This window comes from Mucilaginibacter aureus (assembly GCF_053514885.1).
On record NZ_CP170601.1, the window covers coordinates 3995010 to 4021604 of the forward strand.

The window sequence follows — 26595 nt, forward strand, 5'->3', positions numbered from 1 at the left end:
AAACTCTACCACATGTTAAAACTTTCTTTCCGGCAACAGGTACTTACCGGCTTTTTGGTATCGATCCTGTTAGTTTTCGTTGTCGCCTTTTTATCCTACAACAGCATACAAAAACTTGAAGAAGATAATAAATGGGTGAACCATACCCAAAGGGTTATCCACAGTTCGACGGATCTGCTGCAGTATATGATAGATGCCGAAACAGGTATGCGTGGTTTTGGCGCTACCAACAAACCTGTTTTCCTGGATCCTTATAAGGAAGCTTTACCGGCAATTAAATCCAGTCTTGATTCGCTTGGCAATTTGATCAGCGATAATCCGATTGAGGTAAGGCGTGTAGATTCATTAAAAAAACTGGTTTCTCATCAGCTTGAAATTTTAAAGACCAATATCGAGATACGCCCTGTGCGCGGCCTTGATTTTATGGTGCAGAACAATATGTTTTTGCGTGGTAAAGCCAATATGGATTCCATCAGGCAGATCACAGGCAATGTGATAAACGAAGAGAACCGCTTGTTGGCTGTGCGTAAAGAAAATTCGCATCAGGCAGCTACCACAGCTATTATCATTATCATAGCAGGGTCGTCGATATTTCTGATCATCGTTATCTTCCTGTTCTTTTTTATACAGCGCAGTTTTGACGATGTGGGCCGGGCAAACGCTTCTCTGGCTATCGTTTTAAAAGAAAACGAAGCTAAAAACTGGCTATTAACCGGTACCGGCAGACTCAGCGAACTGGTACAGGGAGAGCAAAGTGAAAAAGAAATGGCCCAAAAAGTTATCGCCGAAGCCTGTGAATATGCAGGCGCGCAAACCGGCACTTTCTATTTATTTAATCCCGAAGAGAACAGGCTCGAATTTACTGCGGCATACGCTTTCCACAATACCGATGCGATCAAAAAACAGGTGAGGATGGGCGAAGGCTGGCTGGGCCAGGCTGCCGAAAACGGGCGTACACAGATCATTAAAGGTAAGCTGAATGATAAGCTGGGCCTGGAATCGTCGTTATTAAGGCAAGAGGTTTACAACGCGGTTGTAGTGCCTTTCTTTTTTGATAAAAAACTGAAAGGTGCGATAGAGTTTGGTTTTGCCGGTGAATTGACATCGGGCGAGGAAGATTATCTGAAACTAACTTCGGATATTATTGGCATAGCCATTAACACTGCGCAGGCTCGCACCATAATGCACGATCTGTTCGAAGAGGTACAACAACAGGCCGAAGAACTGGAAGCGCAACAGGAAGAATTGCGCACCACTAACGAAGAGCTGTTGCGGAAAACCGAAATGCTGCAGGCATCAGAAGAAGAGTTGCGCGTACAGCAGGAAGAGCTGCGAACCACCAATGCCGAATTGGAAGAAAAAGCCAGTTTACTGGAAGAAAAGAACCAGGCTATTGAAGAGGCCCGGCGCTCAATAACCCAGCAAATGCACCAGCTGGAAACAACGGGTAAATACAAATCGGAGTTTTTGGCCAATATGAGCCACGAATTGCGCACCCCGTTAAACAGTATTTTGGTGCTTGCGCGGATATTGAAGGATAATAAACCGGCCAATTTAAGCGAAGACCAGATCAAGTATGCCAGTGTGATATTTAACGCCGGTAATGACCTGCTGACACTGATCAATGATATTCTCGATCTGTCGAAAATAGAATCGGGCAAGCTGGACCTGGTGAACGAGAAAGTGAAAGTAAGCGAAATATTGAAAGATATGGAGATGCTTTTTGCTGAGGTAGCAACAGGTAAAAAAATAAAATTTACAACACATCTGGATGCCAACGTGCCCGAATATGTGTTGACGGATAATACCCGCACACAGCAGGTGATCAAAAACCTGCTTTCGAACGCGTTTAAATTTACGCCCGAAAACGGTTCGGTAAGCATTATAGCTACTGCCGATCCGGCGCGTAAAAACTTATCGTTAACGATTAAAGATACCGGCATAGGTATACCTTATGATAAGCAAAAACTGATATTTGAAGCTTTCCAGCAGGCCGATGGTTCAACCAGTCGTAAATATGGCGGCACCGGTTTGGGTTTATCAATAAGCCGTGAGCTGGCCAGTTTATTGGGCGGGGTTATTAGCGTAAAAAGTACCCCGGGCGAAGGCAGCGAGTTTACCTTTACATTGCCTGTTGAAGGTATTGTATTTAAAACCGAAAATGAGGACCTGCCTGAAATTGGCGACTTAATAGTACATGCCGACGAAGCCGCGCCGTTTAAACTGCAAAGTCCGTTGAAAATTGACACCATCAGGAAGGGGCGTACCGAGCCGCTGGTGGTGATTGTGGAAGACGATAAAAACTTTGCCAACATATTGCAGGATTACTCGAAGGAGCATGGTTACAAATCTATCCTGGTGCATGATGGCGACCAGGCATTTATAACCATCAAAGAAAACCTGCCCGATGCCGTAATACTGGATATTATGTTGCCAGGTAAAGATGGCTGGGAAATATTAAAGGAAATCAAGGCTGATAACGAAACAGAAACTATCCCCGTGCATTTAATGTCGGCGGGGGATGCCGCTGCAAACAAGGTGCGTAAATCGGGAGCTATCAGTTTCCTTAAAAAACCGATCAATACAGATATTTTAGATAACCTGTTTAAAGATATGGCTGCCAAAAGCGGGAGTGCGTTTAAACAGATACTATTGATCGAAGATCACCAGGTGCAGAGCCATGCTCTGAAAGAGCTGATGGAAAAACAGGGCATTACCGTTGACCAGGCTTTTGATGGAGAAACCGCATTTAACATGATATTGGATAACGAGTACCAGTGCGTGATACTTGATCTGAACCTGCCCGATATTTCGGGACTTGATCTGCTGGATAAGATCAAAGAGATCGACCGTTTTGCCGAGCTGCCGGTTATCGTCAATACCGCCATGGAACTGGATAAAACTTCGGTTAACAGGCTAATGCAATATGCCAATGCAATGGTTGTTAAAAACAACAAGTCGAGTGAACGGTTAATAGACGAGGTAAATCTATTTTTAAATAAAATTAACAGTATGGCCGATCATCCTTACCAGGGTAAGGCCGCTATTAAAGTAAAATCTTATTCGGGCGACAGACAAATGTTAAAGAACAAAAAAATACTGGTAGTTGACGATGACATGCGCAACATATTCGCGTTAAGCAGCGCTTTAGAGAATTATGATATGCTGGTTGAAATAGCCAACGACGGGCAGGAAGCATTAAACAAGCTTGATGAAATAGCCGACATTGACCTGGTGCTGATGGATATTATGATGCCTGTGATGGATGGCTACGAATCAATGCGCCAGATACGTAAACAGGCTAAATACAACAAGTTGCCCGTAATTGCGCTTACCGCGAAGGCAATGAAAGAAGACAGGGAAAAATGTATTGAGGCCGGTGCAAACGATTATATAACCAAGCCTGTTGATATAGACAGATTGCTGGCATTAATGCAGGTCTGGCTTGAGCAATAAAGATGGGTAATCTTCCGGAAGAATTAGATTCGACACAGCTAAACGAACTGATAAGTCTTGTAAAGAACCTTTACGGGTTTGATTTTATGCATTATTCAAAAGCTTCGTTAAAACGAAGAGTTATGCGGATAATGCAGATGAAAAAATTTGACTTTTGGGAGCTGCGGTATGCACTGATCAACAATACTGCCTTTTTTCAGGAGTTTTTGGAAGAGATCACGGTAAACGTTACCGAAATGTTTCGCGATCCATCGTTTTACCGGGCGCTTAAAACGGAGGTAATGCCTTATCTCTCAACGTTTCAGCGGATAAAGATATGGAGTGCGGGTTGCTCATCGGGCGAAGAGCCCTACTCGCTCGCTATACTGATGCAGGAACTGGGGTACATAGACAAATCGTTTATTTACGGTACAGATATCAATACAGAGGTACTTAAGAGCGCTAAAAAAGGTATTTACAGCCTGCGGAACATTAAAGGGTATGCCGAAAACTATAACCAGGCAGGTTTACCGGGCACCCTTACCGATCATTTTACTATTATGTACGATGCGGCTACGGTACATTCGGAACTAAAAAAAAATACTTTGTTCTCTGTACACAACCTTATTTCGGATGGCGCGTTTAATGAGTTCCAGATGATATGCTGCCGCAATGTGTTTATTTATTTTGAAAGCGAGCTGCAGGATAAGGTGCTGGATGTGTTTTACAACAGCTTATGCAATTTAGGGTTTTTGTGCTTAGGGTCAAAGGAAACGATACGATCAGATTATTATAAAAAGAGATTAAAAGTTATAAATTCACGGGAGAATATCTACCAAAAAATTGGATAGCCTGCCAGATGCCATATTGCACCGTTTGCACAGCGCCGAAGTTATTTTTATTGGCGGCTCTGCGGGTTCGTTTACGCCTATTTTTGATATCATCAAATCGTTACCAGGTGATTTTAAACAAACTGTTGTGATCATTATCCACAGGGGTAAAAATAATTTTAGTGATATTGAAAATCTTTTTAACGATAATTGCCGTATATCCGTCAGCGAGATTGCGGACAAGGATAAAATAGCCGTCGGTAAGGTTTATATAGCGCCGGCAAATTACCATACCCTGATTGAAAAGAACAAGATTTTTGCGTTAGATGTATCAGAGTCTGTATGGTATTCAAAGCCTTCAATTGATGTGACTTTTGACAGCGCTGCACGCGTTTATGGTGCAAAATGCGCTGCCATGTTATTTTCGGGAGCAAACCAGGATGGGGCCGAGGGTTTGCTTAAACTGCGTAGCAATGGAGCGTTAACCATTGTGCAGGATCCGGAAGAAGCCGAAATAAGTACTATGCCGCAAGCGGCAATAGATATGAATGCCGGTGAATATATTTTAAAAACAAACCAAATATTAAACCTAATGCGAAGTAATAGTCAAACTTAAAAGCCGCTTACCTTATATATAACTACGAATGATCCCAGTCAATATACTTATAGTTGACGATAAACCAGAAAACATTATTGCACTTGAGGCCTTAATTGCGCAAAAAGGTGTTAACTTATTATCAACAACTTCGCCAAATGATGCACTGAAAATTGCCTGGGAGAACGAAATAAGCATTGCGCTTGTGGATGTGCAAATGCCCGAGATGGATGGCTTTGAATTTGCCAGCATGCTCAAATCCAATCCGCGCACCAAAGATATCCTCATCATTTTTGTAACCGCTATTTCAACCGAATCGAAATACGCGGTACAGGGTTTTGGCGCAGGTGGTATAGATTATTTGTACAAGCCGCTCGATCCGTATATTACTTCGGCCAAGGTTGATTCGTTTATCCGGATGTCGCGTAACCAGCTCGAGATCAGAAAGAAAAACGAAGAGCTGGAGAATTATGCTTTAGTGGTGAGTAATTCGGCCGATATTATCTGCTCGGTTGATGCACATACCTTTCGCATTAAGAGCATTAACCCGGCTATTGAAAAAATAATGCAGTACAAGCCTGAAGAAATTAAAGGCAAAAGCATTTTTGACCTGGCAGTTGATACTGACCAGCCGGCATTCAGAAAAAAACTCGAAGAGATCATTAAAGATAACCTGGGTTTTGCCGTTTTTGAATTTAAGTTTGAAACATTTGATAAACGGATAATATGGGTTGAATGCCGCGCCTCATATCGCAATAAGGTGATCTTTATGAACATCAGCGATATATCCCCGCAAAAAAGCTACCTGGAGCAACTCATCAAATCAAAAGAGCTGGCCGAATACGGCCGTAAGGTAAAAGAAACCTTTTTGGCTAACATGAGCCATGAGCTGCGTACGCCGGTTAACGGGATCATCGGTTTGGCCGGCTTGCTTAAAAACACCCAGCTTGACAGTCAGCAACAGGGTATGATCGAATTGCTCAACGTATCATCACAATCGTTATTAGGGGTAATAAATGATGTACTGGATATCTCAAAAATTGAAGCGGGTAAATTCAGCATTGTACGCACGGTATGCAACATTCGTGATATCGTAAACTCGGCCATGGACCTGTTGAAATACAAGGCCGATGAAAAAAATATTGAACTGATGCTCGAGGTAGCACCTACTGTACCTGAGTGTATTATGGTTGATTCGCTGCGGCTTAACCAGATTATGATGAATTTAATTGGCAACGCCATTAAGTTTACGGATAAGGGTTATGTTAAGCTTTCGGTAGGTGTGGAAAAAAGCCATAATGACAAGGTTAAGCTTAAATTTAGTGTGGAAGATACCGGCATAGGTATACCCGCCAGCAGATTGAATAAAATATTCGACTCGTTTGAGCAGGCCGAAGACGATACCACCAGCAAATATGGCGGAACCGGGTTAGGCTTAGCCATTGTTAAAAGGTTAATTGAGCTTAAGGGCGGCGACCTGACCGTAAGCAGCCAGATGGATAAAGGCAGCGTATTTACCTTTACCAATTGGTATACAATAGCCCAGGCACCCAAAGTGCAAACAGTTAAAACCATTAACATGAAGGATTTGCCACCATTTACCGATGTGAAAATATTACTGGCAGAAGATAACGTGGTAAACCAGTTTATGATGAATAAAATGCTCAAAAGCTGGGACATTGATATTGTGATGGTGGACAATGGCCGTAAGGCGATAGAGACATTGAGGGAAAAAGATTTTGACCTGATACTGCTGGATACGCACATGCCCGAAATGAACGGCTACCAAACGGCTAAAAGCATCAGGGTTGATTTTGATGAACCCAAGCGGAGCGTGCCTATTATTTCACTATCGGCAGCTACGTTTGATCATGAACAGCAACAGGCTTTGGCTGCGGGTATGAATGATGTGCTGGGTAAGCCATTCCACCCTTACGAATTGCATCAAAAAATTGCCCAACTGCTAAACGTGTCTAAACTATCAAAAGTTTAAAGCGGTTTGACCAACGCCGGCCACCTTCGCTTCGTGAGCCAATAGCCATTTTTTGCGCCACAGGCCGCCGCCATAACCGGTAAGGCTGCCATCGGCGCCGATAACCCGGTGGCAGGGCACAACCAGCCATAAATGGTTTTGGCCGTTAGCTGCAGCAATAGCGCGGATAGCCAGCGGGTTATTCATCATTTGTGATTGCTGTTTGTATGATATTGTTTTGGCGTAATCTATCTTCAGCAGCGTATCCCAAACCTGCTGCTGAAAAGCAGAGCCTTCCTGTTTCATCGGAAAATCAAAAATTGTGCGCGTACCTGCAAAATACTCGTCCAATTGTTTTACGGCAAGCTCAATTACTTCGGATGATTGCTGTTCCATTTCGGGTACATCATCTAAAATACTCACACTGCTTATAAAGCCGCCGGTATCGGTGATACGGGCGGTGCCTACAGGTGTTTGATAATAGAGTTGAGGCATACACTAAGATAAAGAAATATAGCTATGATTGAAAGATAATGGTAAATTTATGCTGTATTAATAATCACGATAAAGCTGTTGTTTATATTTGCGTCCCGGCTTAAATCAATGATCAGATCACTCTGCTTAACTCTTGTTTTTTTATTTGTTTCGATAACTTCCCGGGCACAAACTATTTCAATAAATGGCGCAGTTATCGATAAAACTACCAATCAGCCTTTAGAATATACCAATGTTGTTTTGTACAATTCTGTCGATTCATCGTTGGTAAACGGTGTAGTTACCAATAATACCGGTGCATTTGCTTTTAGCAATTTAAAAGCGGGGAACTACTATCTTAAAATTCGCTTTATAGGCTACATTACCCGGATCGTTCCGAATTTAAACCTTACCAAAAACCAGGCGGTAAAGCTGGGCAATATCGGCATAAGTCCTGATCCCAAACTGCTAAACGAGATCAATGTTACCGGGCAAAAGGCATCGGTATATAATAAAATTGATAAACAAGTTTATAAAGCCGATCAGTTTCAGGCGGCGAAAGGCAGCAACGCGATCGATGTGATCAAAAACATGCCGTCGGTTTCGGTAAACTCGCAGGGCGAGATCAGCATGCGGGGCTCTGCCGGGTTACTCGTTTTACTCAATGGTAAGCCTGTGCAGGCCGATGCCACAACTATACTGAGCCAGTTACCGGCAAACAGCATCGAAAATATTGAACTGATCACCTCGCCATCGGCTAAGTACGATGCGGATGGTAAAGCCGGCATTATTAACATTACCACAAAAAAAGGAGCGAACAATGGCTTCTCAGTAACAACTAATGTACAGGGTGGTTTACCAAGTACTTACGATTTTAATAACGTGTACGCCCCGGTACGCTTTGGCGCCGATGCCACCATAAACTACCGTGTGGATAAATGGGATATTACGGCAGGTGCAAATTATCTGCGTAATGATATTGCGGGCAGGCGCGAAGGCAATGTAAACACAACTATAGCTGATCGTTATACCACTTTTCCGTCGTTAGGCGAACGCAGCTTCAGGCGGGATAATTATTCGGTTAGGGCAAACGTGAGTTTTACTCCTGATAAAAATAATGTGTTGACCGCCGGGTTTTATCATGGCGAACGTACCCAGTACCGTATTGCCGATCTGATCTATAACAATACAAAAACCGATATTAACACAGGCAAAACCATCGGTAAAACAACCTATTATAACTCAAACCTGGTTAAACGGCAGGGCCGGTTTACTTTAAGCAACCTTGATTATAATCACACCTTCAGTAATAAATCTACACTGGCCTTATCCGGATTGGTGGAGTACGATGAATTAGATGGTTATACTAAAAATCGCAACCTTAATTACCCGGATACCAATACTTTACAGCAATATACTTTTAATAACAATACCAACCCGTTACATGGCTATCGCCTGCAGGCAGATTACGGCATTACTGTCGGCCCCGGAAAATTAGAAAGCGGGTACCTGTTTAAGTATCAGAAACAAAACGGCGATTTTACCACCCAACAGCAAACATTAAGCAGCGGCCCGCTTATTACGTTATCAGATAATGTAACCGATGTTAAAAACCTGATACAAGGTGTTTATACCCAGTATTCGGGCAAGGCGGGGCGGTTGCAGTATACCGGCGGGCTGCGGTATGAATATTCATCGCGTAATTTTTCGGCTAACCAGGCAGTTAATTTATATAGCTTGTACTTGTCAAACCTGTTTCCATCGGCCAGCATACTTTACAGCGTTAAACCCGATCTGAAACTTAAAGCAGGCTACAGCAGGCGTATACAGCGCACTAACTTTAACGAGCTTAATCCTTATCCCGAAAGGGAACACTCTGAAACGGCAGAACTGGGCGATCCTAACCTGTTGCCCGAATTTGTGGATCTGACCGAGCTGGGACTGATCAAAGATTTTAGTAAAGGGTCGGTTTTTATAACCGGATATCATCAGCAAATAAAAAATGCCATTAACCGGGTAAACCAGCCTTTAACCGACACCATATTACTACGTATCTACACTAACGCAGGCGCTGCAAGTTTATGGGGTGCCGAGTTTGGCAGCGATATTAAAATAACCGGAGTATGGCAATTTTACCTTGGTGCAAACCTGTATCATTATCAAATTAACGGTAACCTGTTTAACAACACTATACCTGTTACTAATGCAAGCTGGAATTATTTGGTTAATGTTAATACCACTGTTAAGTTTACAGCAAGCAGCAGTTTTAATTTTAACCTCAATTATTTATCAGAAAGAGTAACTGCCCAGGGTAAAGATTCGAGATTTGTAACACCTAATTCATCGTTCAAAAAAACCTTTTTTAAAGGGCGTATGGATATTATGCTATTGTGGCAAAACATGAGTTTAGGCATTATACCCACCAATCAACAGCGCATAACAACGTGGGGTACTAATTTTTATACGACCACAAACTATGTGCAGGAAACCGATATGCTGCTGCTTAACCTGAGCTTTAATTTTAACCGGTTGAATAAAAAGGCCAGGCTGCCCGTAAGCGAGTTTGGCGATAAAGAATTTTAACCGGTCAACGTTAATACGCGCTCGTTAGCACCTCGCGGATCTGGTCCTCAATATCCAGATCGATCTTTGATTTAAGCGTGCTGCCACACTTTGAACATCGCACGTTGGTGGTCATGGCCCTTTCGAGCGGCAGGTAGATTATAGCCGTTGATTTATATTTATATATGGAGTTTGTACATTGCGGGTTAAAGCAGTAACAAGCTATGGTTTCGTCGGTATTCATATCCCTTATCATTAATATTGAACGTGCTGCAACAACTATACCATTATCTGTTTTGACCACTCGCATATTAAAATAACATGCCAATGCAGGGAGACATTTACCGCTTTACCCGCCCTTTTATAAAATGTATATTTGCGCCCGATGAATTTGCTCAATCAAACTATACACCTGTTAAAAAAAGAGATACTGCTGGAGTGGAGATCTAAATACGCTTTTAATGGCGTTCTATTATACGTGGTATCAACGGTGTTTGTTTGCTATATGGCATTTAATTTAAACCAGGGTTTTATCGGCAGCCAGGGTTACCCTTTGGTGTGGAATATTTTATTCTGGATAATTATACTTTTTGCCTCGGTTAACGCCATAGCCAAGAGCTTTTTGCAGGAAAGTAAAGGTAGATTATTGTATTATTATTCTATTGCCGGGCCACACGCAATTATTTTATCTAAAATTATTTATAACGTATTATTAATGGCCCTGCTAAGCATACTGGCTTTAATAATATACAGTGTGTTCTTTAAAAACCCTACAATTGATAGTCTGTATTATTTTTTAACCGTATTGCTGGGCAGTATCAGTTTCTCAACGGTGTTTACCATGATATCGGCCATAGCCTCAAAAGCAGGCAACAACGGTACGCTGATGGCCATCCTGAGCTTCCCGGTTATTATACCGGTTATCTTACTGCTTATCCGCATGAGCAAAAGAGCTATGGACGGGCTTGACCGGGGTTTGAGCACACAGGATATTGTAACCCTGCTGGCAATAAATGTCATCGTTATTGCAACATCACTCATCCTGTTTCCGTTTTTATGGCGTGATTAACCGGTCTATTTAAATTGTTACACCTGTTTTAAGGCCGGTTTATCTTTTTACAAGTACTTTTAGCCATGCGTTTTCTGTTTTATTTACTATTGGGTGTGCTGCTGCCCGTGTTTGCGCTGGCGCAGGATGGCTCTATCACCGGTAAGGTAACCAGTGCCGACCTGCAAATGCCCCTGGCTAAGGCCAGCGTGTTTTTAAGCAACGCCACCTATGGCACCTCGACTGAAAGCGACGGTACTTTTGCTTTACGCGGATTAAAGCCCGGCCAGTATGAATTGGTGGTAAGCTATGTAGGTTACGATAGTTACCATAAAACCTTAATGGTTGGCGCCAGTCCGATCAAGCTCGATATTGAAATGCACCTGAAAAGCATCGGATTAACCGAGGTATCGGTATCGGCCCACAAATTTTCGAAAGAGAATTACGCCATGTTTTTGAAATATTTTTTAGGAACATCAAGCAATGCCAGGCAGTGTAAAATACTAAACCCCAAGGTTATCGATCTGAACTACCGCAAAAATGATAAGATACTGGAAGGCCATAGCGACGACTTTATCATTATCGAAAACCGGGCACTGGGTTACCGGCTCAAATACCTGCTGGATAAATTTAAGTTTGATGGGGTGGAGGGTATCATCTCTATCGGCGGGCAGCCTTTGTACGAAAATTTGCCGGGCAGCAAATCACAACTGGCTAAATGGAAAGCCAAACGTGAGGATACGTATTATGGTTCGAGTATGCATTTTTACCGGTCGTTGATCAGGAATGACCTTGATCAGCAGGGTTTTGTAATGTACAGGCTGCTGCGCAGGCCAAACCCCGACCGCCCACCGCAGGCGGTTATTGTTAACCGGTTAGATCATTTTGAAGCCATTCATCAATATGATTCATTACTTCGCTGGCAGCATCTGTACAACATGAAAAAGTATGATGAAAAGCTGATAGAAACGCCTATCCCGTTGAATGAAGTGTTGCACACTACCGATAGCACCGGCGTATTTGCCATAACATTTAGCAACAACCTGTACGTGGTTTACAAACGCAAGCACGATACGGTTATTGACAATCAACTGTACCGCGCGCTGGATATGGATGATTCCATGGTGAGCATTGTTACGTTTTACAAAGGTTATGCATTTTTTGATCATAATGGTATTGTACTGGGCGGTGATAATGTACTGAACGAGGGCGCCTGGGCCCGCGATAAGATCCCCGAGCTTTTGCCGGTTAACTATGAACCGGGGAATTAGTGCGTACGCCGTTGTTCATGGATCATAGTTAATAGATCATGGTTGTTTTGATGTTGATAAAAAGCTGGTTTGCCATTAACCATGAACCATCAACTATGAACTGAAAGCATTACCTTTGCGGGATTGTTATCAACACAACGCATGAAGTTTATTTATCAAACATGGTGGAAGGTATTGGCGGTAGCATTAGTGTTTTATACCCTGATAGCCGGCCTGCTTTTCCATGTACCCACCCTGCCTATCCTGCACGAAACTATACGTAACCTGTACTTTCACGTACCAATGTGGATGGCGATGTTTTCGGTGTTCAGCATATCTGTGGTTTACAGCATTATGTATTTAAACACCGGGAAGGAAGAGTACGACCTGGCATCGGTTGAATGTGTAAATGTAGGCATGTTCTTTTTTGTGCTGGGGTTAATAACCGGCATGATGTGGGCCAAATATACCTGGGGCGAGTATTGGAGCAACGATCCCAAACAAAACAGCGCGGCTATTGCCTTTTTACTGTATTGCGCCTATATGGTTTTACGCAACTCGATCGACGAGGAACAAAAGCGCGGCAAAATATCATCCATTTATAACATATTCGCCTTCCCGATAATGGTGGTACTCATCATGGTACTGCCGCGGATGACCGACTCGCTGCATCCCGGTAACGGCGGTAACCCTGCCTTTGGTAAAATGGACCTTGATAACCGTATGCGCGTAGTGCTGTACCCGGCATTTATTGGCTGGAGCCTGATAGGGGTGTGGGTAGCATCCATCCGTTACCGTATCCGTTTAATTGAATACAAAAAGAACACGATAAATTAATGAAAAAGATACCTTTTGTACTCCTGTTCCTGCTTACTTTTACTACAGCTTTTGCACAGCAAACCGCCGATGTTGAAATGGCCGATACCTTACGCAGTTCGGGTAAGATATACGTGGTAATAACCACCATCGCCATCGTGTTCATCGGCCTGGCCATCTACCTGTTTTCGATAGATCGCCGTTTGAGAAAGCTCGAAAAGTAAAACTTTATTACGAATAATGTAATTTTACTGTCGTTTTTTACTGGTTTTTTACGAATGTTGAAAAAAAATACACTTTTTCAAATCGGTTCAAAAAATAGCGCTATTTAAACTAAACATTGATTTGTTGTTGTTGTTAAAGAGTTAAGGTTTTTGCGGCAAAGTTTTCACTTGCACAATTAATAAATTTTGCTGCACATTTGTCAACTTTTTTAGAGAAACCAATTAGTTAAACAATTCTGAATTTATGTCTAACAGTATAATTATTGCTGACCAGGATACGCATTTTTTTGGTGACGTATGCCAAAACTTCGATCACGCCGCTTCATTTACCAAACACGATGCCGGCCTGCTTGACCAAATCAAATCATGTAACAGTGTGTACCGTTTCCGCTTCCCTATCCGCCGCGGTAATGGCTTCGAGGTGATAGATGCCTGGCGCGTTGAGCACTCGCAGCACCAATCGCCAACCAAGGGCGGTATCCGCTACAGCGAAATGGTTAATGAAGACGAAGTAATGGCCCTTGCCGCGCTGATGACCTACAAATGCGCCATTGTTAACGTGCCGTTTGGCGGCGCCAAAGGAGGGATAAAGCTTAACCCCAAAAACTATACCGTAACCGAGCTTGAAAATATTACCCGCCGCTATACGGTTGAGCTGATCAAAAAGAATTTTATAGGCCCCAGCATTGACGTACCCGCACCGGATTACGGAAGCGGTGAGCGCGAAATGAGCTGGATTGCTGATACCTATGCCACCATGAACCCAGGGCAGCTGGATGCCATGGGTTGTGTTACCGGTAAACCAATTGCTTTACATGGTATTGCAGGGCGCCGCGAGGCTACCGGCCGTGGCGTAGCCATTGCTGCCCGCGAGTGTGTAAGCGTTGGCGAGGACATGCAAAAGCTGGGCTTAACGCCAGGGCTTTCGGGTAAAAGGGTTATTGTACAGGGCCTGGGTAACGTGGGTTACCATTCGGCTAAGTTCCTGTCGGAGTTTGGGGCCATCATAGTTGGCCTTTGCGAATACGAAGGCGCTATTTATAATGCCGATGGTTTGGATGTGGAAACCGTATTTTTACACCGCAAAACAACCGGTTCGATATTAGGCTACCCGGGTGCTAAAAAAGAGTTTAAAAACCCGATGGAAGGTTTGGAGCAGCCCTGCGACATTTTAGTACCGGCTGCTTTAGAGAACCAGATCACCATCGAAAATATCAGCAATATACAGGCTAAAATTATTGTGGAAGGTGCTAACGGCCCTACCTCGCCAGAGGCTGAGGCTATATTTTACAAACACGGAGGTATCATTATCCCAGATATGTATGCCAATGCGGGCGGTGTAACCGTATCATATTTCGAATGGTTGAAAAACCTGTCGCACGTAGCATTTGGCCGTATGAACCGCAGGTTTGAAGAAAACTCGAACCTGAACCTGGTTAACATGGTTGAAGGCATAACCGGTGTGGCCCTGTCGCCGATGCAGCGCTCGAGCATCATTAAAGGCGCTTCGGAACTGGAACTGGTAAACTCGGGACTGGAAGATACGATGATCCGCTCGTATCACGAGATCCGCGAAACATTATTGAACAATCCTAAAGTTGGTACGCAGCGTACAGCAGCGTTTGTTGGCGCTATCAATAAAATAGCGGTATCGTACCAAAACCTGGGTGTTTGGCCGTAAGCCCCCCAGCCCCCTAAAGGGGGAGTAATAGAATCAAGAGGCAAGAATCAAGATTCAAGAAAGAAATAACGTCATTGTCTGGGATATCAAGCAACCTCTGTTACAGGAGATAACTTAGTTCCCAGGTAATGGCGTTTACCATTTTATATTGATGTAAGATTGATGAGGTAAGAAAGAATGTAAAATGGATGAGGTAAGATGGAAGATGTAGGTTTCCTGCCAGCGTAGTTTATCTGATTGATTTTTCTATTTTTAGCTGATGAATAAAATAGAAGCGCGTAAGGCAGCTGCCAGGGCTTTGGAAAGAAAAAGGGGCTGGAAGAAATATCGCCTATATGCGCTTTACGCTGTAGGGCTGGTAGGCGCAGGTTATGCCACGAGGCAATACCACGATATTTTTATCAATATGTGGCTGCTGGTATTTATCGATATCATAGCGGGCTTTTTATTGGCGATCCTCATCGAAAAAAATTATAAAAACTGGGGCTGGGCAACGGTTTGTTTTGGGGGCCTGATAGTAGGCCCGTTAGTATTGATCAACGATATTACCCATGAACCTTTGCACAACATGAAAGTTTCAGTGAAAACAGTACATACACGCAGCAGTAAGAAATATTCGCCTTATGCAGTAGTTCATTGTTTTGATATGGATAAAAACGTGCTCTTCTATGATAATGAAAGGGATCAGCTGGACACAGCAAGATATATCCGGCTGACCGTTCAAAAAGGCAATTTGGGGTATTATATTATCAGGGAGAGTAAGCTGGATAAATGAAATCTTTCGATCTGCAAAGTGTATCTGTAAGTTGGGGATTGCCACGCTATCGCTCGCAATGACGCGCGGAGATTTTTTTCTTGCTTCTTGCTTCCTGATTCTTGCTTCTTGATTCTATTTCATCAATAATAATTCTAAATAAGATATATATCTTGTAATAAACATTATTAGCTGCACGTTTTGTATTTTTGCATTTCTGAATTGAAGAAGTAAATACGCGCATGAAAAAAGGTTCAATCTTAGGTATTGTTGTTATTGCCATCGCGATAGCTGTAATTATAAGTACATATTCAAAATCAAGCACTTACGGGTCGTTCAAAGAGGCTGCGGCTACTAATGCTACCCTGCAGATAGTTGGCCACCTGGATAAGGATAAAGAATTGTATTACGATGCCACCAAAGATGCCAACTACTTTTCGTTTTATATGAAAGATAATAAGGGCGACGAACGCAAAGTGGTGTTTACAGGTACCAAACCGCAGGATTTTGAACGCTCGGAGCAGGTTGTTTTAACCGGTCAAATGAATGGTAACGAATTCCACGCATCAAAAATATTAATGAAGTGCCCATCTAAATACACCCAGGATAAGGTTGAGGTTACCGAGTACAAGGCTAAAACAGCCACTATTTAATTTTAATGAATACAGCTTTTAAGGGCGAGCACCTTCTTCCGGGCCAATTGGGCCAATTCTTTATCGTATTGGCATTCGGTTCGGCGTTGTTATCGGTAATTGGTTACTACTTCGCAACCGTCAATAAAAACCCGCTTGATCAATCGTGGCACAAAATTGCCCGTTTGGGCTTTCGCATCAACAGCCTTTCGGTAGTTGGTATCGGCGTGTGCCTTTTCTATATTATTTACAATCACTTTTTTGAGTACCATTATGCCTGGGCGCATTCGTCAAAAACGCTGCCGGTTTACTATATCATTTCGAGTTATTGGGAAGGCCAGGAGGGCAGTTTTTGGCTGTGGGCATTCTGGCAGGCCGTATTGGGTAACGTACTGATATGGAAGGCAAAATCGTGGGAAAACCCGGTAATGACTACAGTAGCCTTATCTCAAACGCTGTTATCTTCAATGCTCATCGGTGTGGAGCTGTTTGGCACACGTGTAGGCAGCTCGCCGTTTATTTTGCTCCGCGATGCTATCCAGGCGCCGATATTCAGCAGTCCCGATTATTTAGGGTATATTAAAGATGGTAATGGTTTAAACCCTTTGCTGCAAAACTACTGGATGGTGATCCACCCGCCAACCCTATTTTTGGGCTTTGCCTCCATGGTGGTGCCTTTTGCTTACGCGATAGCAGGTTTATGGCAAAAAAGATACAAAGAATGGGTTCAGCCGGCCATATCCTATGCGCTGTTTTCGGTAATGGTATTGGGTACGGGCATTATTATGGGTTCATTCTGGGCTTACGAATCACTCAACTTTAACGGTTATTGGGCCTGGGACCCGGTAGAGAATGCTTCGGTTATCCCATGGTTAACGCTTATAGCCGCCGTGCACGTATTGATCGTTTATAAAAACACCGGTCAATCGTACTTTATGGCTACTTTTTTAGTGCTGGTTAGCTTTGTGTTGGTGCTATATGCGTCGTTTTTAACCCGCAGCGGTATACTGGGCGATACATCTGTACATGCCTTTACCGATGCCGGGATGTTTTGGCATTTGGTTGCCGATGTGATCATCTTCCTGGCTATTTCGGTGGTAATGGTAGCAATACGGTGGAAAGACCTGCCGTTTAGTAAAACAGAAGAAGAAACCTACTCGCGCGAATTCTGGATGTTTGTAGGAGCCTGTTTCCTGGGCCTGTCATGTCTGCAACTGGTAGCGGTAACCTCTATCCCCGTATTTAATGCCATATTTGGCACACATGCCGCACCGCCGACTGAGCCGGTTAACTTTTATAACGTATTCCAAAGCGGGTTTGCCGTAGTTGTTACCCTGCTGGCTGGTTTTACCCAGTTTTTAAAATATAAAAACACCGATAGTACCAAATTCCTGATCACCACAGGTTTATATTTTGTGGTGTCGTTACTGATAGGCGGCGTGATCATTTATTACACCGGTATTTACCACAACCACTGGATATATAGTGTGCTGATGATTGGCGCAGTATATTCGGTAATGGCTAATGCCAAGGTATTGGGTGAAGCGTTTAAGGGTAAGATCAAACTGGCCGGGTCGGCAGTGGCGCATATTGGTTTTGGCTTATTGCTGGTTGGCGCGGTTATATCGGCCAGTACCAGCTCGGTAATATCCATTAACGACACGCAAACCTATGGCGCCGAGTTTGCCAAACAAGGCAATAACCCGCGCGAAAACATCATGCTTTATAAAAACGAACCGATACAAATGGGGCCTTACCTGGTTACCTATTTGGCTGATTCGATATCGTTGCCTAACCACTACTTTAAGGTGGATTACAAACGCATGGGCGCTGATGGTAAGGTAAAGGAAGAATTTGTTTTAAAGCCTAATGTACAGGCTAACCGCAAGATGGGTTTGGTGCCTTCGCCGGATACCAGGCATTACCTGTTTCATGACTTATATACCCACGTAAGTATGGCCAACATTAAGTTTGACGACGAGATGACCGGCGCAGAAAACACCGGCCACGATGAGGCCAGCGACGATAAGAACTATGACCCACCTATACTGCACGAAGTAGCCATAGGCGATACCATACCTTACCGCGATGGGGTGATCATTTTAAAAGCGATCAATAAAAACGCAAAGGTGCAGGATATTAAACTGGCCGATAACGATGTTTCGGTAGGGGCGCAGCTGGAGATACAAAGCCACGGGAACGTTTATAAAAGCGAGCCGGTGTATATGATCAAGGATGGCAGCAGCTTTGATTTTGCCCGCAAGGTGGTAGATGCCGGGTTAAAGCTGCGCTTTACCAAGATCATTCCGGGTAAAACGCCTGCCGACTTTAAGTTCGAGATATCAGTTTACCAACAGCCCGAAAGCAAGAAGCCTTATATTGTGATGAAGGCTATTGAGTTTCAGTATATCAACTTTTTTTGGAGCGGTACCATTATTATGGTGATCGGGTTTTTACTATCTATCTTCCGGAGGAATAAAGAGCTGAAAAACACGAAGGAACCTAAATCGGCATAACTTTCACTTTTTTTTAAAACAAACAAGCACAATCATTACTTTTGTTTCAATAATCAAACTATAAAAAATAAATGAAGCCTTTTATTTCAACTACAACCTACGGAGTTATAAATTATATCTGCGGCCTTTTATTGTTATCGTCACTCTACACGTTCGACCTGATCCATGTTGGCGGCGCAGCGATGTTTATTCCGATCTTAATGGGTGCATTTTTAACCTACATTGCTATCTTTAGTGATAATGGCGTTGGTTTTATTAAAGTATTCCCAATGCAAATGAGTTTAGTATTGGCCGCGTTTGCCTCATTTGCATTAATTGCCGGTCCGTTTTTCTATGGTTTTGCATTTGACAAAGGCGTATTTTGGCCACATGTAATTATTGGCGCGGTGCTTTTATTCTGCGCGTTGTTTACCAAAAAATCTCCGCTTACTACAAGGCCACATCAGCAACTATCAGAAGGTGGCTTAGATTCGATAGATACCATCCAAGGTCGTTTGACACACTAATTATTATATACTAACAATATTGTAAAGGCTTCCTGTTATCCGGGGAGCCTTTTTTGTTTAAACTTGTATTAATGTATCCTGAAATTGCTGAAAATATTATCCCAACTTATACCCTTAACCAGGGCGGTACCGGCAGTTCGCTGTTTGATATGGTGGAGGCTAAGGGGAAGTTCAGGCAGCAAAAGGCTAACTTTTTAACCCCGCATCGTAAAGATTATTATTTACTGGTGATGGTAAAGCAGGGCAACAGCAGGCACTGGGTGGATATTAAGCCTTATACGCTGCAACCCGATACCTTTTATTTTTCGACACCGGCACAGATCCATTTAAAAGAGCAAACCGAACCATTGATAGGTACCCTGCTATGCTTTACCGATGAGTTTTTAAACCTGGAGGATAACCACTCGCTAAAAGCATTACCCATTATTCAAAATCCGCATAACGGGCACGAACTGAAATTGACGCCACCCGATGTGTTGTTTATTGAAGATATCCTGCAAAAGATGCTGACCGAGCACAGGCAAAAAAATGGCTGGAAGGGCGGGATGCTGCAGGCATATCTACGCGTGCTGCTTATTTACCTGAGCAGGTTATATGCCGGGCAATTTGAGCACCGGGAAACATCCGCCGAAAGGCAACTGCTTGATAAATATTGTAAACTGATAGAAGAGGAACATTGCCGCTTGCACGATGTTGCCGCTTACGCTGGATTGCTGCATATAACGCCGGGGCATTTAAACGAGGTAATTAAACAGCAAAGCGGTAAAACTGCCATCATCCATATTCATGAAAGGCTGATGCTTGAAGCCAAACGCCTGCTTTTTCATACCGAGCAATCGGTAAAGGAAATAGCCTTTGGTTTGGGGTTTGAGGATGCTGCTTATTTCAACCGTTTTTTTAAGCGGTTGAGCAGGCAAACCCCACTTGCTTATCGCACCCAAATCCGCGAAATGTACCATTAATGCCTTTGTTTGTTTAACGCTATTGTTACTGGTTGTGTGTACCTTTGTGCATGAGAAAAATACTGATAACCGGAGCCAACAAAAGCATTGGTTTTGAAACCGCGCGCCAGCTGGCAAAGCTTGGCCATTTTGTTTATTTGGGCAGCCGCGATATAGTTAAGGGCCGCCAGGCTGTTGAGCAGCTTCATGCGGAAGGGTTGATAAATGTTGAAGTATTGGAGATCGATATCAGCAAGACTGAGTCGGTAACTAAAGCTGCTGCTGAACTGGCTGTTAAAACTGATGTTTTGGATACCCTGATCAATAACGCAGGCATATTGGGCGCTGTGCCGCAAATACCAACCCAGGTTAGCGTTGATGCTGTTAAAGAGGTTTTTGAAACCAATTTATTTGGCACCATCCGCACCACGCAGGCGTTTATGGGCTTGTTGAAAAAGTCGGCGCAGCCGGTAATTGTAAATGTTACTTCGGACCTGGCATCGCTTACCCAGCATAATAACCCGGCCTGGCCTTATTATAATTTTAAGGGTGCAGCTTACGGCCCATCAAAAACTGCGCTTAACGCTTATACCGTAGCCCTGGCCTTTGAGTTGAGAGATACCGCTTTTAAGGTAAATGCGGTGAATCCCGGCTATACCGCTACCGATTTTAACCAGCACCGGGGCGACAAAGCAGTAGAAGTGTCGGCAAGTTTAATTGTTGAATATGCTTTGCTTAACGCAGATGCCCCTACAGGCAAGTTTATAAGTGATGATGGTGAAACGCCCTGGTAAATTAATACATGAAGACCTATTTAGTATTGTTCCGTGAGCCGGATGGCAGACTGGACCCGCACGCACCCGAAGAAATAAAAGATCACCGCACAAAATGGGCACTTTGGCAGGGTGACCTGGTGGCTAAAGGGCTGCTGATGGGTGGTAACGCTTTAACATTGAACGGCGTGGTTATTGGCCCGCAGGCCGAGGGACTACCTGTGAGCAGCGGCCCGTATTATGTTAACCAAACCGAAATAGTGGGCGGCTACCTGATTATAAAAGCTGCAAATATTGCCGATGCTACAGTCCTAATTAAAACCTGCCCGGTGTTTGATTTTGGCGCTTTGGCCGAGATACGGGAGATGATGTGATTGATATTTGTACAAGCAGATCAGTTACTACAATAGTAAACTATCAACCCGGTGCGCGTGTACCATATCTCCGCAGGGTGACCAGGAGAAGATAGTGAAGCGGCCATCCTGCGAAGCTACCATGGCAATGGCGTCGCGCTGATCGAATACGAATTGCGCGGCGGATAAATGCCTTGTACCGCCTTCGGCGCCGGGGTGTATAATGCGGGGTTCAACGCCGAGTACAGGTTCGGTTACCAGCATACGCTCTACACGTTTTCCTTTGGCCGACCGGGTTATTTTTGCGCCAAAAGCCAGTAGTTCATGCCTGTCGTTGATCAGTGTAGCGCCATCAACGGCGGTTAATCCGGCAACGCTTTCAACGGCTTTGCTCAGTTCTTCCTGCCAAAGGATCGTGTCCTGCCTGCTTATATCTTCTTTTAACAGATCGGCAAGGCCGCAAAACAATGGGGTGAGCTGGTAATTGATAGGATGGATGATCGAATCGTTCCAGTTATTGTGTGCTGCGGGTACAACCAATAAAATGCCGCCGCGTTTATGCGCCCGCATAGATACCGCCAGTTGTACATGGATGTTGATAGAATGGCTCCATGATGCAGGGTTGTTAAAACCCAATAGCGACGAGATCATTTCGGGGCAATCGGGTATTTCGTCGCTGCGTTCGTCGATTATTTTGATCTGATCGCCTTTAAGTACGGCTACGTTTACAAACTTACCGAAACCGCTTATGCGGCGGTGTTTAATAACCAGCAGGCCGGGTTCGCTCACATCGAGCACAAAACAAAATGCAGGGATAACCCGGGTTGTACCCCAGATGTAGATGTTGTCGCCATCGTTCCAAACACCGAGATAGATGCCCGCACCTTCAATAGCGGGGGCCAGTTTGATAATGGTATCGGGTGTAAATTTTAACTTTTTTGTAAAGATGAGCGGCTGCCCGGCCTTTTCGGGCGGCAGGTAGGCTATAGATACTTTTGGTGAATGGCCTTCCTCTTTGCGCAGGCTGGTCCAGAAGGCAACATCAATAATGGCTTCAATTAGATAGGCCGGTGGCTGCGGCGCCAGTTCTTTCTCCAAGCGGCTATTGGCTGCCTGTAATTGCCGGTTAAAATGCGATTCGATGGTTTCGGCAACAATACGGGCGGCGCTGTAGGTAGGTTCGGAGATCATATTTTGTAATGGTGTATTAGCCGGTTACGGCTGCTTGATAGCTAAATTAAGCCAAAATTAATTTGGAGCAAGGGTTTGCCGAAAATATGGCGCAATAATGTTATAAACGCGGGTTGAAAACTACGGCAGGGGCTGAAACAAAGGGCCGGGAATGGATTTATGGGTTAACTGCCTGAGTGGTAGGCTTGGCTTTTTTTGCCGGTGCGTTATCGGGCACTACATCAGTCTCGCTTAAGGTATAAACAAATATGCTTTTTTTGTATGCGGCCAGTTTATCTTCAATACGTGCAGCTTCCTTGTTCTGGCTCTCGGGTGTAGCCTCGTAATCTTTAATGCGGGCGCCCAGTGGGTTTGACTCCTGAACTATAGTTGAACTAAACCTGCGCTGCAAAAATATATCATCGAGTGTTAAGCCTATTTTTTTGTTGGGATTATCGGCATCAACGGTAACCAGTACCTTGCGGCAATCTTTAAATCTTATCCAGCATAAGGGCTGGGTGCCTAAGCTATCGCCGCTGCTGAGGGTAAGTTTTTGTAAAGGCGCTATACCGATGATGCGGGTAACTACCTTGGCCCGTTGCTTATCGTAATAAACATCCTCTTTAATACGGTAACCGGATATTTTATCTGGTGTAAACGGATTGGTTTTTTGTACGCTGCCTATTTTATTTCCGTCCTTGTCAAACTGATCAACAGTAGATGTCTCGCTCAGGTGCGACATGAGCTGCTCGTAGGTCATGGGCGTAATAAAGGCATCTCCGGCAGGGCTTTCGGGCGTACCACCCATGGGATCATAGGCTGTTATTTTTCCATCTTTAATGCCTTTTACAAGTGCATCTATCATGGTGGCTCCGGGCCTGATGAGTATTTTGTTTTGAGGGTCGGTCAGGTTAATGTCGCGCCAGTAGCGGTGGTAAAATTTTATTTCTTTAATGTTAGGTTCGGGCAGGGGATATGGCCTGGCGTTGAGCAGGTACTCGCTTTTTTTGATACTATCGGCCAGCAAGGCTTCTTTGGTTGGCGCTTTCACAGTTGCCGTACTATCCGGATCAAAAATATTCTTATTCTGCGCTGATACCGCCAAGCAGCTAAAAAATATTATCACAATAACAAGGAATTGCTTTTTCATATTAAAGCTACCGCCGGCACTTTTTTTAATGATAAAAAATGTTCAATACAATAATTATTAAAAGGGGGTTACAAACTATAAAATTAGCAACAGGTATATTTTACCATATTAAGTTTAATACAATAGCTTGTTTAAGGGTAAATGTATAAAAAATTTATTTGATTAATAGAAAAAGATAGAATTATATGCAAATAATTTAAAAAAAAGCGCAAAGTGTTCGTTTTTGTTAAATTTTGAAAACATATATTAATTTTTTTTGTATTAAATTAATAAAACCAGTTGTGTACTTTGTTGTTGTTTTTTTAAATCTTAGTTGCTTAAGTATCAATAATTTATTATTTTTAGGATAAGGTTGTTTTTTGCACATAAAACTACTGCTCCTAATCCCTAATTTAACCGACATGAAAAGAATTTTATGGTTGTGCCTGCTTTTTGCATCATGTTCAACACCTCAAAAAGCGGTTGTTAATAATGATGAGATATTAAACTCGTACTCCAAACCATTTAAAATATTTAGCGTTGGCTATTGGACAGATGGTTATATGGTACTCACCCTTACCGATGCACACAATCAATACTTCACGATCAAAACATTAACAGATACTACTTTGAAAGCAGGGTTGGTTTACAATCATTAAATATTGATACAATTTATTTGCGAATGTTATTTTTTACCTACTTTTAAATCAAAGTATGGAAATTAAAAATAACAAAAAAACAATCAGGGCATGGGCCATGTTCGATTGGGCCAACTCCGCCTATAACCTCGTTATCACCTCTACTATTTTCCCGGCGTATTATGTAGCTGTTACGGCTAACCCTAAAAATGGCGACAGGGTAACTTTTTTTGGTAAAAGTTTTGTAAATACCGCTTTAAGCGATTATGCTTTGGCAACCGCCTATATGCTGATGGCGATATTATTGCCCGTCCTTTCGTCAATAGCCGATTACCGCGGAAACAAGAAGATATTTATGATGTTTTTTACGGCGCTTGGTTCAATAGCCTGTTGCGGATTGTTCTTTTTTAGTGCCGATACACTGGAGTTAAGTATTATACTTTTTGCTCTTGCTGCGATAGGCTACGCGGGTGGTTTTGTGTTTTATAACAGCTATCTGCCCGAAATAGCGACCATTGATATGCAGGATAGCGTAAGTGCCAAGGGTTTTACTTTCGGATACATCGGCAGTGTGCTGCTGCAACTCATTTGTTTTGCGTTTGTATTGTTCCCGCAAACATTCCATCTTACCAAAGCATCGGCTGCACAATTGTCATTTTTACTGGTAGGGCTGTGGTGGATGGGCTTTGCATGCATCCCTTTTACTGTTTTGCCTAAAGGTAGCCCAAATGCGGTAAGTCATACTAAAAATATCATCAAAGGTGGTTTTATTGAATTGGCCAACGTGTGGCGCCAGGTAAAGCAAATGCCTTTATTGCGACGCTTTTTACCAGCTTTCTTTTTTTACTCGATGGGGGTGCAAACCATTATGCTGGTAGCTACAGGGTTTGCCGCTAAAGAGCTGCATATGGAAACACCGGCGCTAATTTCCATTATTTTAATTATACAGTTGGTGGCTATAGCCGGTGCTACGCTGATGTCGAAACTGTCGGATAAAATAGGGAACGTAAAAGTGCTGATCATTACCGTTGTTATCTGGGTAGGGGTTTGTATCGCTGCTTATTTTACCACCACAGCTACCCAGTTTTATATTATTGCCGTTGTTGTTGGTTTGGTAATGGGGGGCATACAATCCATGTCGCGCTCAACATACTCAAAATACCTGCCGCAGGATATACCAGACACAGCATCGTTTTTTAGTTTTTATGATGTTACCGAAAAGCTGGCCATTGTAGGCGGCATGTTTAGCTTTGGGGCAATTGAAGAATTAACCGGGAGCATGCGCAATTCGGCCCTGGCATTAGGCGGTTATTTTATAATCGGATTGATCTTGTTGTTTTCTTTACTATCGGTACATAAAAAAAGCAGTAATTTTTCTGAATTTAGCGCCGCTTAACTTTGTGCTGATGAAGATCGAATTGTTTATACCGTGTTTTATCGATCAGTTGTTTCCGGATACTGCTTTTAATACCGTTAAGGTTTTAGAAAAAGCCGGGTGCGCTGTTGCCTATAACCCCAACCAAACCTGCTGTGGGCAGCCCGCCTTTAACGCCGGTTTTTGGGATGAGGCCAAAGAAATAGGGAGTAAATTTTTAAGCGATTTTAGCGAAGAGAACTTTATCGTATCGCCATCGGCATCGTGCACGGGGATGGTAAAAAATTATTATAACGATTTGTTTACCAATACGGTGGTGCACAATAAGTGCCGCGCAATACAAAGCAATATACACGAGCTTTCGGACTTTTTGGTGAACATTATTGAGTTTGACTATTTTGGCGCCGAACTGGAGGGCCGTGCTGTTTACCACGATAGCTGTGCCGGCCTGCGCGAATGCAAAATTAAAGCCGAACCAAGACAGTTGCTTAGTAAAGTATTGGGTTTAGAACTGGTTGAAATGGCCCATGGCGAAACCTGCTGCGGTTTTGGTGGTACTTTTGCCGTTAAATTTGACGCCATAAGCAGCGCCATGGCCCAACAAAAAGTAGAGAATGCCCTGGCTGTTGAAGCCGATTATATCATCAGCACCGATGCAAGCTGCCTGCTACACCTGCAGAGCTATATCGATAAAAACAACATTCCCATTAAAACCATGCACCTGGCCGATGTTTTGGCGAGCGGGTGGGGGAATGTGTGAGGAATTTCGGATTTCGGATTTCGGATTTTCGATTTCGGATTTTTTTTTGCCTGTGCTGCTTACTGGTTTCCGCTTACTGGCTTCAGTTGCGAACTGAAGCCAGTAACGTGACTATCATGAATTTTATATTTGGATGGCATTTTGGAAGTTACGAAGAAAGT

General features: G+C 43.4%; 24 protein-coding genes. 20 read left to right on the plus strand and 4 right to left on the minus strand.

The window, feature by feature from the left end:
* Nucleotides 1-12: 12 nt before the first annotated feature.
* From ACFGVR_RS16930 to ACFGVR_RS16945, 4 genes are read left to right on the plus strand one after another with little or no spacing between them, the layout of a single operon-like run.
* Complete coding sequence (locus tag ACFGVR_RS16930) at nt 13-3456, plus strand: response regulator (protein ID WP_448698530.1); 3444 nt, start codon at nt 13-15, stop codon at nt 3454-3456.
* A gap of 2 nt (nt 3457-3458) precedes the next feature.
* Nucleotides 3459-4286: a CheR family methyltransferase gene (locus ACFGVR_RS16935; protein ID WP_448698531.1), complete on the plus strand. Its 828-nt coding sequence runs from the start codon at nt 3459-3461 to the stop codon at nt 4284-4286.
* Nucleotides 4279-4881, plus strand: a complete 603-nt coding sequence (locus ACFGVR_RS16940) for a chemotaxis protein CheB (RefSeq protein ID WP_448698532.1) — start codon at nt 4279-4281, stop codon at nt 4879-4881. Before ACFGVR_RS16935 ends, ACFGVR_RS16940 begins: the two co-directional genes overlap by 8 nt.
* A 28-nt stretch (nt 4882-4909) precedes the next feature.
* Complete coding sequence (locus ACFGVR_RS16945) at nt 4910-6853, plus strand: response regulator (RefSeq protein WP_448698533.1); 1944 nt, start codon at nt 4910-4912, stop codon at nt 6851-6853.
* On the opposite strand, the gene ACFGVR_RS16950 is transcribed toward ACFGVR_RS16945, so the two are convergent.
* Nucleotides 6842-7327 carry a methylated-DNA--[protein]-cysteine S-methyltransferase gene (locus ACFGVR_RS16950; protein WP_448698534.1) on the minus strand — a complete coding sequence of 162 codons (486 nt, stop codon included), beginning with the start codon at nt 7325-7327 and terminating at the stop codon, nt 6842-6844. The two genes, ACFGVR_RS16945 and ACFGVR_RS16950, sit on opposite strands and share 12 nt — an antisense overlap.
* A gap of 108 nt (nt 7328-7435) precedes the next feature.
* On the opposite strand from ACFGVR_RS16950, the gene ACFGVR_RS16955 reads away from it, so the two are divergent.
* On the plus strand, nt 7436-9889 hold the full coding sequence (locus ACFGVR_RS16955) for a TonB-dependent receptor (RefSeq protein WP_448698535.1): 2454 nt from the start codon (nt 7436-7438) through the stop codon (nt 9887-9889).
* Between the two features lie 10 nt (nt 9890-9899).
* Here the strand turns inward: ACFGVR_RS16955 and ACFGVR_RS16960 are convergent, their stop codons facing one another.
* Nucleotides 9900-10112 carry a hypothetical protein gene (locus ACFGVR_RS16960; RefSeq protein WP_448698536.1) on the minus strand — a complete coding sequence of 71 codons (213 nt, stop codon included), beginning with the start codon at nt 10110-10112 and terminating at the stop codon, nt 9900-9902.
* 141 nt (nt 10113-10253) lie between these two features.
* Here ACFGVR_RS16960 and ACFGVR_RS16965 point away from each other — a divergent pair, with 141 nt between their 5' ends.
* The 12 genes from ACFGVR_RS16965 to ACFGVR_RS17020 all read left to right on the plus strand — a co-directional run bounded on the left by ACFGVR_RS16965 (nt 10254) and on the right by ACFGVR_RS17020 (nt 21383).
* Complete coding sequence (locus tag ACFGVR_RS16965) at nt 10254-10937, plus strand: heme exporter protein CcmB (protein ID WP_448698537.1); 684 nt, start codon at nt 10254-10256, stop codon at nt 10935-10937.
* A gap of 65 nt (nt 10938-11002) precedes the next feature.
* On the plus strand, nt 11003-12187 hold the full coding sequence (locus tag ACFGVR_RS16970; RefSeq protein WP_448698538.1) for a carboxypeptidase-like regulatory domain-containing protein: 1185 nt from the start codon (nt 11003-11005) through the stop codon (nt 12185-12187).
* Nucleotides 12188-12310: 123 nt separating this feature from the next.
* Entirely contained in the window at nt 12311-13003 is a 693-nt protein-coding gene (locus ACFGVR_RS16975; RefSeq protein ID WP_448698539.1) for a cytochrome c biogenesis protein, read from the plus strand.
* On the plus strand, nt 13003-13206 hold the full coding sequence (locus ACFGVR_RS16980) for a CcmD family protein (protein WP_448698540.1): 204 nt from the start codon (nt 13003-13005) through the stop codon (nt 13204-13206). The genes ACFGVR_RS16975 and ACFGVR_RS16980 overlap by 1 nt, the downstream gene beginning before the upstream one ends.
* A gap of 244 nt (nt 13207-13450) precedes the next feature.
* Nucleotides 13451-14887: a Glu/Leu/Phe/Val family dehydrogenase gene (locus ACFGVR_RS16985; RefSeq protein WP_448698541.1), complete on the plus strand. Its 1437-nt coding sequence runs from the start codon at nt 13451-13453 to the stop codon at nt 14885-14887.
* Between the two features lie 259 nt (nt 14888-15146).
* Nucleotides 15147-15662 (plus strand): hypothetical protein, encoded by a 516-nt coding sequence (locus ACFGVR_RS16990; RefSeq protein ID WP_448698542.1) that lies wholly within the window; start codon nt 15147-15149, stop codon nt 15660-15662.
* A gap of 221 nt (nt 15663-15883) precedes the next feature.
* Nucleotides 15884-16294, plus strand: a complete 411-nt coding sequence (locus ACFGVR_RS16995; protein WP_448698543.1) for a cytochrome c maturation protein CcmE domain-containing protein — start codon at nt 15884-15886, stop codon at nt 16292-16294.
* Between the two features lie 5 nt (nt 16295-16299).
* Nucleotides 16300-18789: a cytochrome c biogenesis protein CcsA gene (gene ccsA, locus ACFGVR_RS17000; RefSeq protein WP_448698544.1), complete on the plus strand. Its 2490-nt coding sequence runs from the start codon at nt 16300-16302 to the stop codon at nt 18787-18789.
* 71 nt (nt 18790-18860) lie between these two features.
* Nucleotides 18861-19295, plus strand: a complete 435-nt coding sequence (locus tag ACFGVR_RS17005) for an SPW repeat domain-containing protein (protein WP_448698545.1) — start codon at nt 18861-18863, stop codon at nt 19293-19295.
* A gap of 71 nt (nt 19296-19366) precedes the next feature.
* Nucleotides 19367-20257 (plus strand): helix-turn-helix domain-containing protein, encoded by an 891-nt coding sequence (locus ACFGVR_RS17010; RefSeq protein WP_448698547.1) that lies wholly within the window; start codon nt 19367-19369, stop codon nt 20255-20257.
* A gap of 50 nt (nt 20258-20307) precedes the next feature.
* Nucleotides 20308-21030, plus strand: coding sequence for an SDR family oxidoreductase (locus tag ACFGVR_RS17015; RefSeq protein ID WP_448698548.1), 723 nt, complete (start codon nt 20308-20310; stop codon nt 21028-21030).
* Between the two features lie 8 nt (nt 21031-21038).
* Entirely contained in the window at nt 21039-21383 is a 345-nt protein-coding gene (locus ACFGVR_RS17020) for a YciI family protein (RefSeq protein WP_448698549.1), read from the plus strand.
* A gap of 27 nt (nt 21384-21410) precedes the next feature.
* On the opposite strand, the gene ACFGVR_RS17025 is transcribed toward ACFGVR_RS17020, so the two are convergent.
* Nucleotides 21411-22553, minus strand: coding sequence for a putative sensor domain DACNV-containing protein (locus tag ACFGVR_RS17025; RefSeq protein WP_448698550.1), 1143 nt, complete (start codon nt 22551-22553; stop codon nt 21411-21413).
* Between the two features lie 157 nt (nt 22554-22710).
* The gene (porN, locus tag ACFGVR_RS17030) at nt 22711-23682 is read right to left on the minus strand and encodes a type IX secretion system ring protein PorN/GldN (RefSeq protein WP_448698551.1); all 972 of its coding nucleotides are present in this window, start codon (nt 23680-23682) and stop codon (nt 22711-22713) included.
* A 401-nt stretch (nt 23683-24083) separates the two neighbouring features.
* Between porN and ACFGVR_RS17035 the strand changes: the two genes are divergently transcribed.
* From ACFGVR_RS17035 to ACFGVR_RS17045, 3 genes are read left to right on the plus strand one after another with little or no spacing between them, the layout of a single operon-like run.
* Entirely contained in the window at nt 24084-24320 is a 237-nt protein-coding gene (locus ACFGVR_RS17035) for a hypothetical protein (RefSeq protein WP_448698552.1), read from the plus strand.
* A 55-nt stretch (nt 24321-24375) separates the two neighbouring features.
* Complete coding sequence (locus ACFGVR_RS17040; protein WP_448698553.1) at nt 24376-25695, plus strand: MFS transporter; 1320 nt, start codon at nt 24376-24378, stop codon at nt 25693-25695.
* A gap of 10 nt (nt 25696-25705) precedes the next feature.
* Nucleotides 25706-26434, plus strand: coding sequence for a (Fe-S)-binding protein (locus ACFGVR_RS17045; RefSeq protein ID WP_448698554.1), 729 nt, complete (start codon nt 25706-25708; stop codon nt 26432-26434).
* The last annotated feature ends 161 nt before the right edge of the window (nt 26435-26595 follow it).

What these genes read in the sequence shown, in the direction of transcription:
- ACFGVR_RS16950 (WP_448698534.1), bottom strand. Translation starts at nt 7,327, where the DNA reads ATGCCTCAACTCTATTATCAAACACCTGTAGGCACCGCCCGTATCACC.
- ACFGVR_RS17035 (WP_448698552.1), top strand. Translation starts at nt 24,084, where the DNA reads ATGAAAAGAATTTTATGGTTGTGCCTGCTTTTTGCATCATGTTCAACA.
- ACFGVR_RS17020 (WP_448698549.1), top strand. Translation starts at nt 21,039, where the DNA reads ATGAAGACCTATTTAGTATTGTTCCGTGAGCCGGATGGCAGACTGGAC.
- ACFGVR_RS16930 (WP_448698530.1), top strand. Translation starts at nt 13, where the DNA reads ATGTTAAAACTTTCTTTCCGGCAACAGGTACTTACCGGCTTTTTGGTA.
- ACFGVR_RS16935 (WP_448698531.1), top strand. Translation starts at nt 3,459, where the DNA reads ATGGGTAATCTTCCGGAAGAATTAGATTCGACACAGCTAAACGAACTG.
- ACFGVR_RS16995 (WP_448698543.1), top strand. Translation starts at nt 15,884, where the DNA reads ATGAAAAAAGGTTCAATCTTAGGTATTGTTGTTATTGCCATCGCGATA.
- ACFGVR_RS17045 (WP_448698554.1), top strand. Translation starts at nt 25,706, where the DNA reads ATGAAGATCGAATTGTTTATACCGTGTTTTATCGATCAGTTGTTTCCG.
- ACFGVR_RS17040 (WP_448698553.1), top strand. Translation starts at nt 24,376, where the DNA reads ATGGAAATTAAAAATAACAAAAAAACAATCAGGGCATGGGCCATGTTC.
- ACFGVR_RS16960 (WP_448698536.1), bottom strand. Translation starts at nt 10,112, where the DNA reads ATGAATACCGACGAAACCATAGCTTGTTACTGCTTTAACCCGCAATGT.
- ACFGVR_RS16990 (WP_448698542.1), top strand. Translation starts at nt 15,147, where the DNA reads ATGAATAAAATAGAAGCGCGTAAGGCAGCTGCCAGGGCTTTGGAAAGA.
- ACFGVR_RS17010 (WP_448698547.1), top strand. Translation starts at nt 19,367, where the DNA reads ATGTATCCTGAAATTGCTGAAAATATTATCCCAACTTATACCCTTAAC.
- ACFGVR_RS16985 (WP_448698541.1), top strand. Translation starts at nt 13,451, where the DNA reads ATGTCTAACAGTATAATTATTGCTGACCAGGATACGCATTTTTTTGGT.
- ACFGVR_RS16955 (WP_448698535.1), top strand. Translation starts at nt 7,436, where the DNA reads ATGATCAGATCACTCTGCTTAACTCTTGTTTTTTTATTTGTTTCGATA.
- ACFGVR_RS17015 (WP_448698548.1), top strand. Translation starts at nt 20,308, where the DNA reads ATGAGAAAAATACTGATAACCGGAGCCAACAAAAGCATTGGTTTTGAA.
- ACFGVR_RS16945 (WP_448698533.1), top strand. Translation starts at nt 4,910, where the DNA reads ATGATCCCAGTCAATATACTTATAGTTGACGATAAACCAGAAAACATT.
- porN (WP_448698551.1), bottom strand. Translation starts at nt 23,682, where the DNA reads ATGAAAAAGCAATTCCTTGTTATTGTGATAATATTTTTTAGCTGCTTG.
- ACFGVR_RS16970 (WP_448698538.1), top strand. Translation starts at nt 11,003, where the DNA reads ATGCGTTTTCTGTTTTATTTACTATTGGGTGTGCTGCTGCCCGTGTTT.
- ACFGVR_RS17005 (WP_448698545.1), top strand. Translation starts at nt 18,861, where the DNA reads ATGAAGCCTTTTATTTCAACTACAACCTACGGAGTTATAAATTATATC.
- ccsA (WP_448698544.1), top strand. Translation starts at nt 16,300, where the DNA reads ATGAATACAGCTTTTAAGGGCGAGCACCTTCTTCCGGGCCAATTGGGC.
- ACFGVR_RS17025 (WP_448698550.1), bottom strand. Translation starts at nt 22,553, where the DNA reads ATGATCTCCGAACCTACCTACAGCGCCGCCCGTATTGTTGCCGAAACC.
- ACFGVR_RS16980 (WP_448698540.1), top strand. Translation starts at nt 13,003, where the DNA reads ATGAAAAAGATACCTTTTGTACTCCTGTTCCTGCTTACTTTTACTACA.
- ACFGVR_RS16965 (WP_448698537.1), top strand. Translation starts at nt 10,254, where the DNA reads ATGAATTTGCTCAATCAAACTATACACCTGTTAAAAAAAGAGATACTG.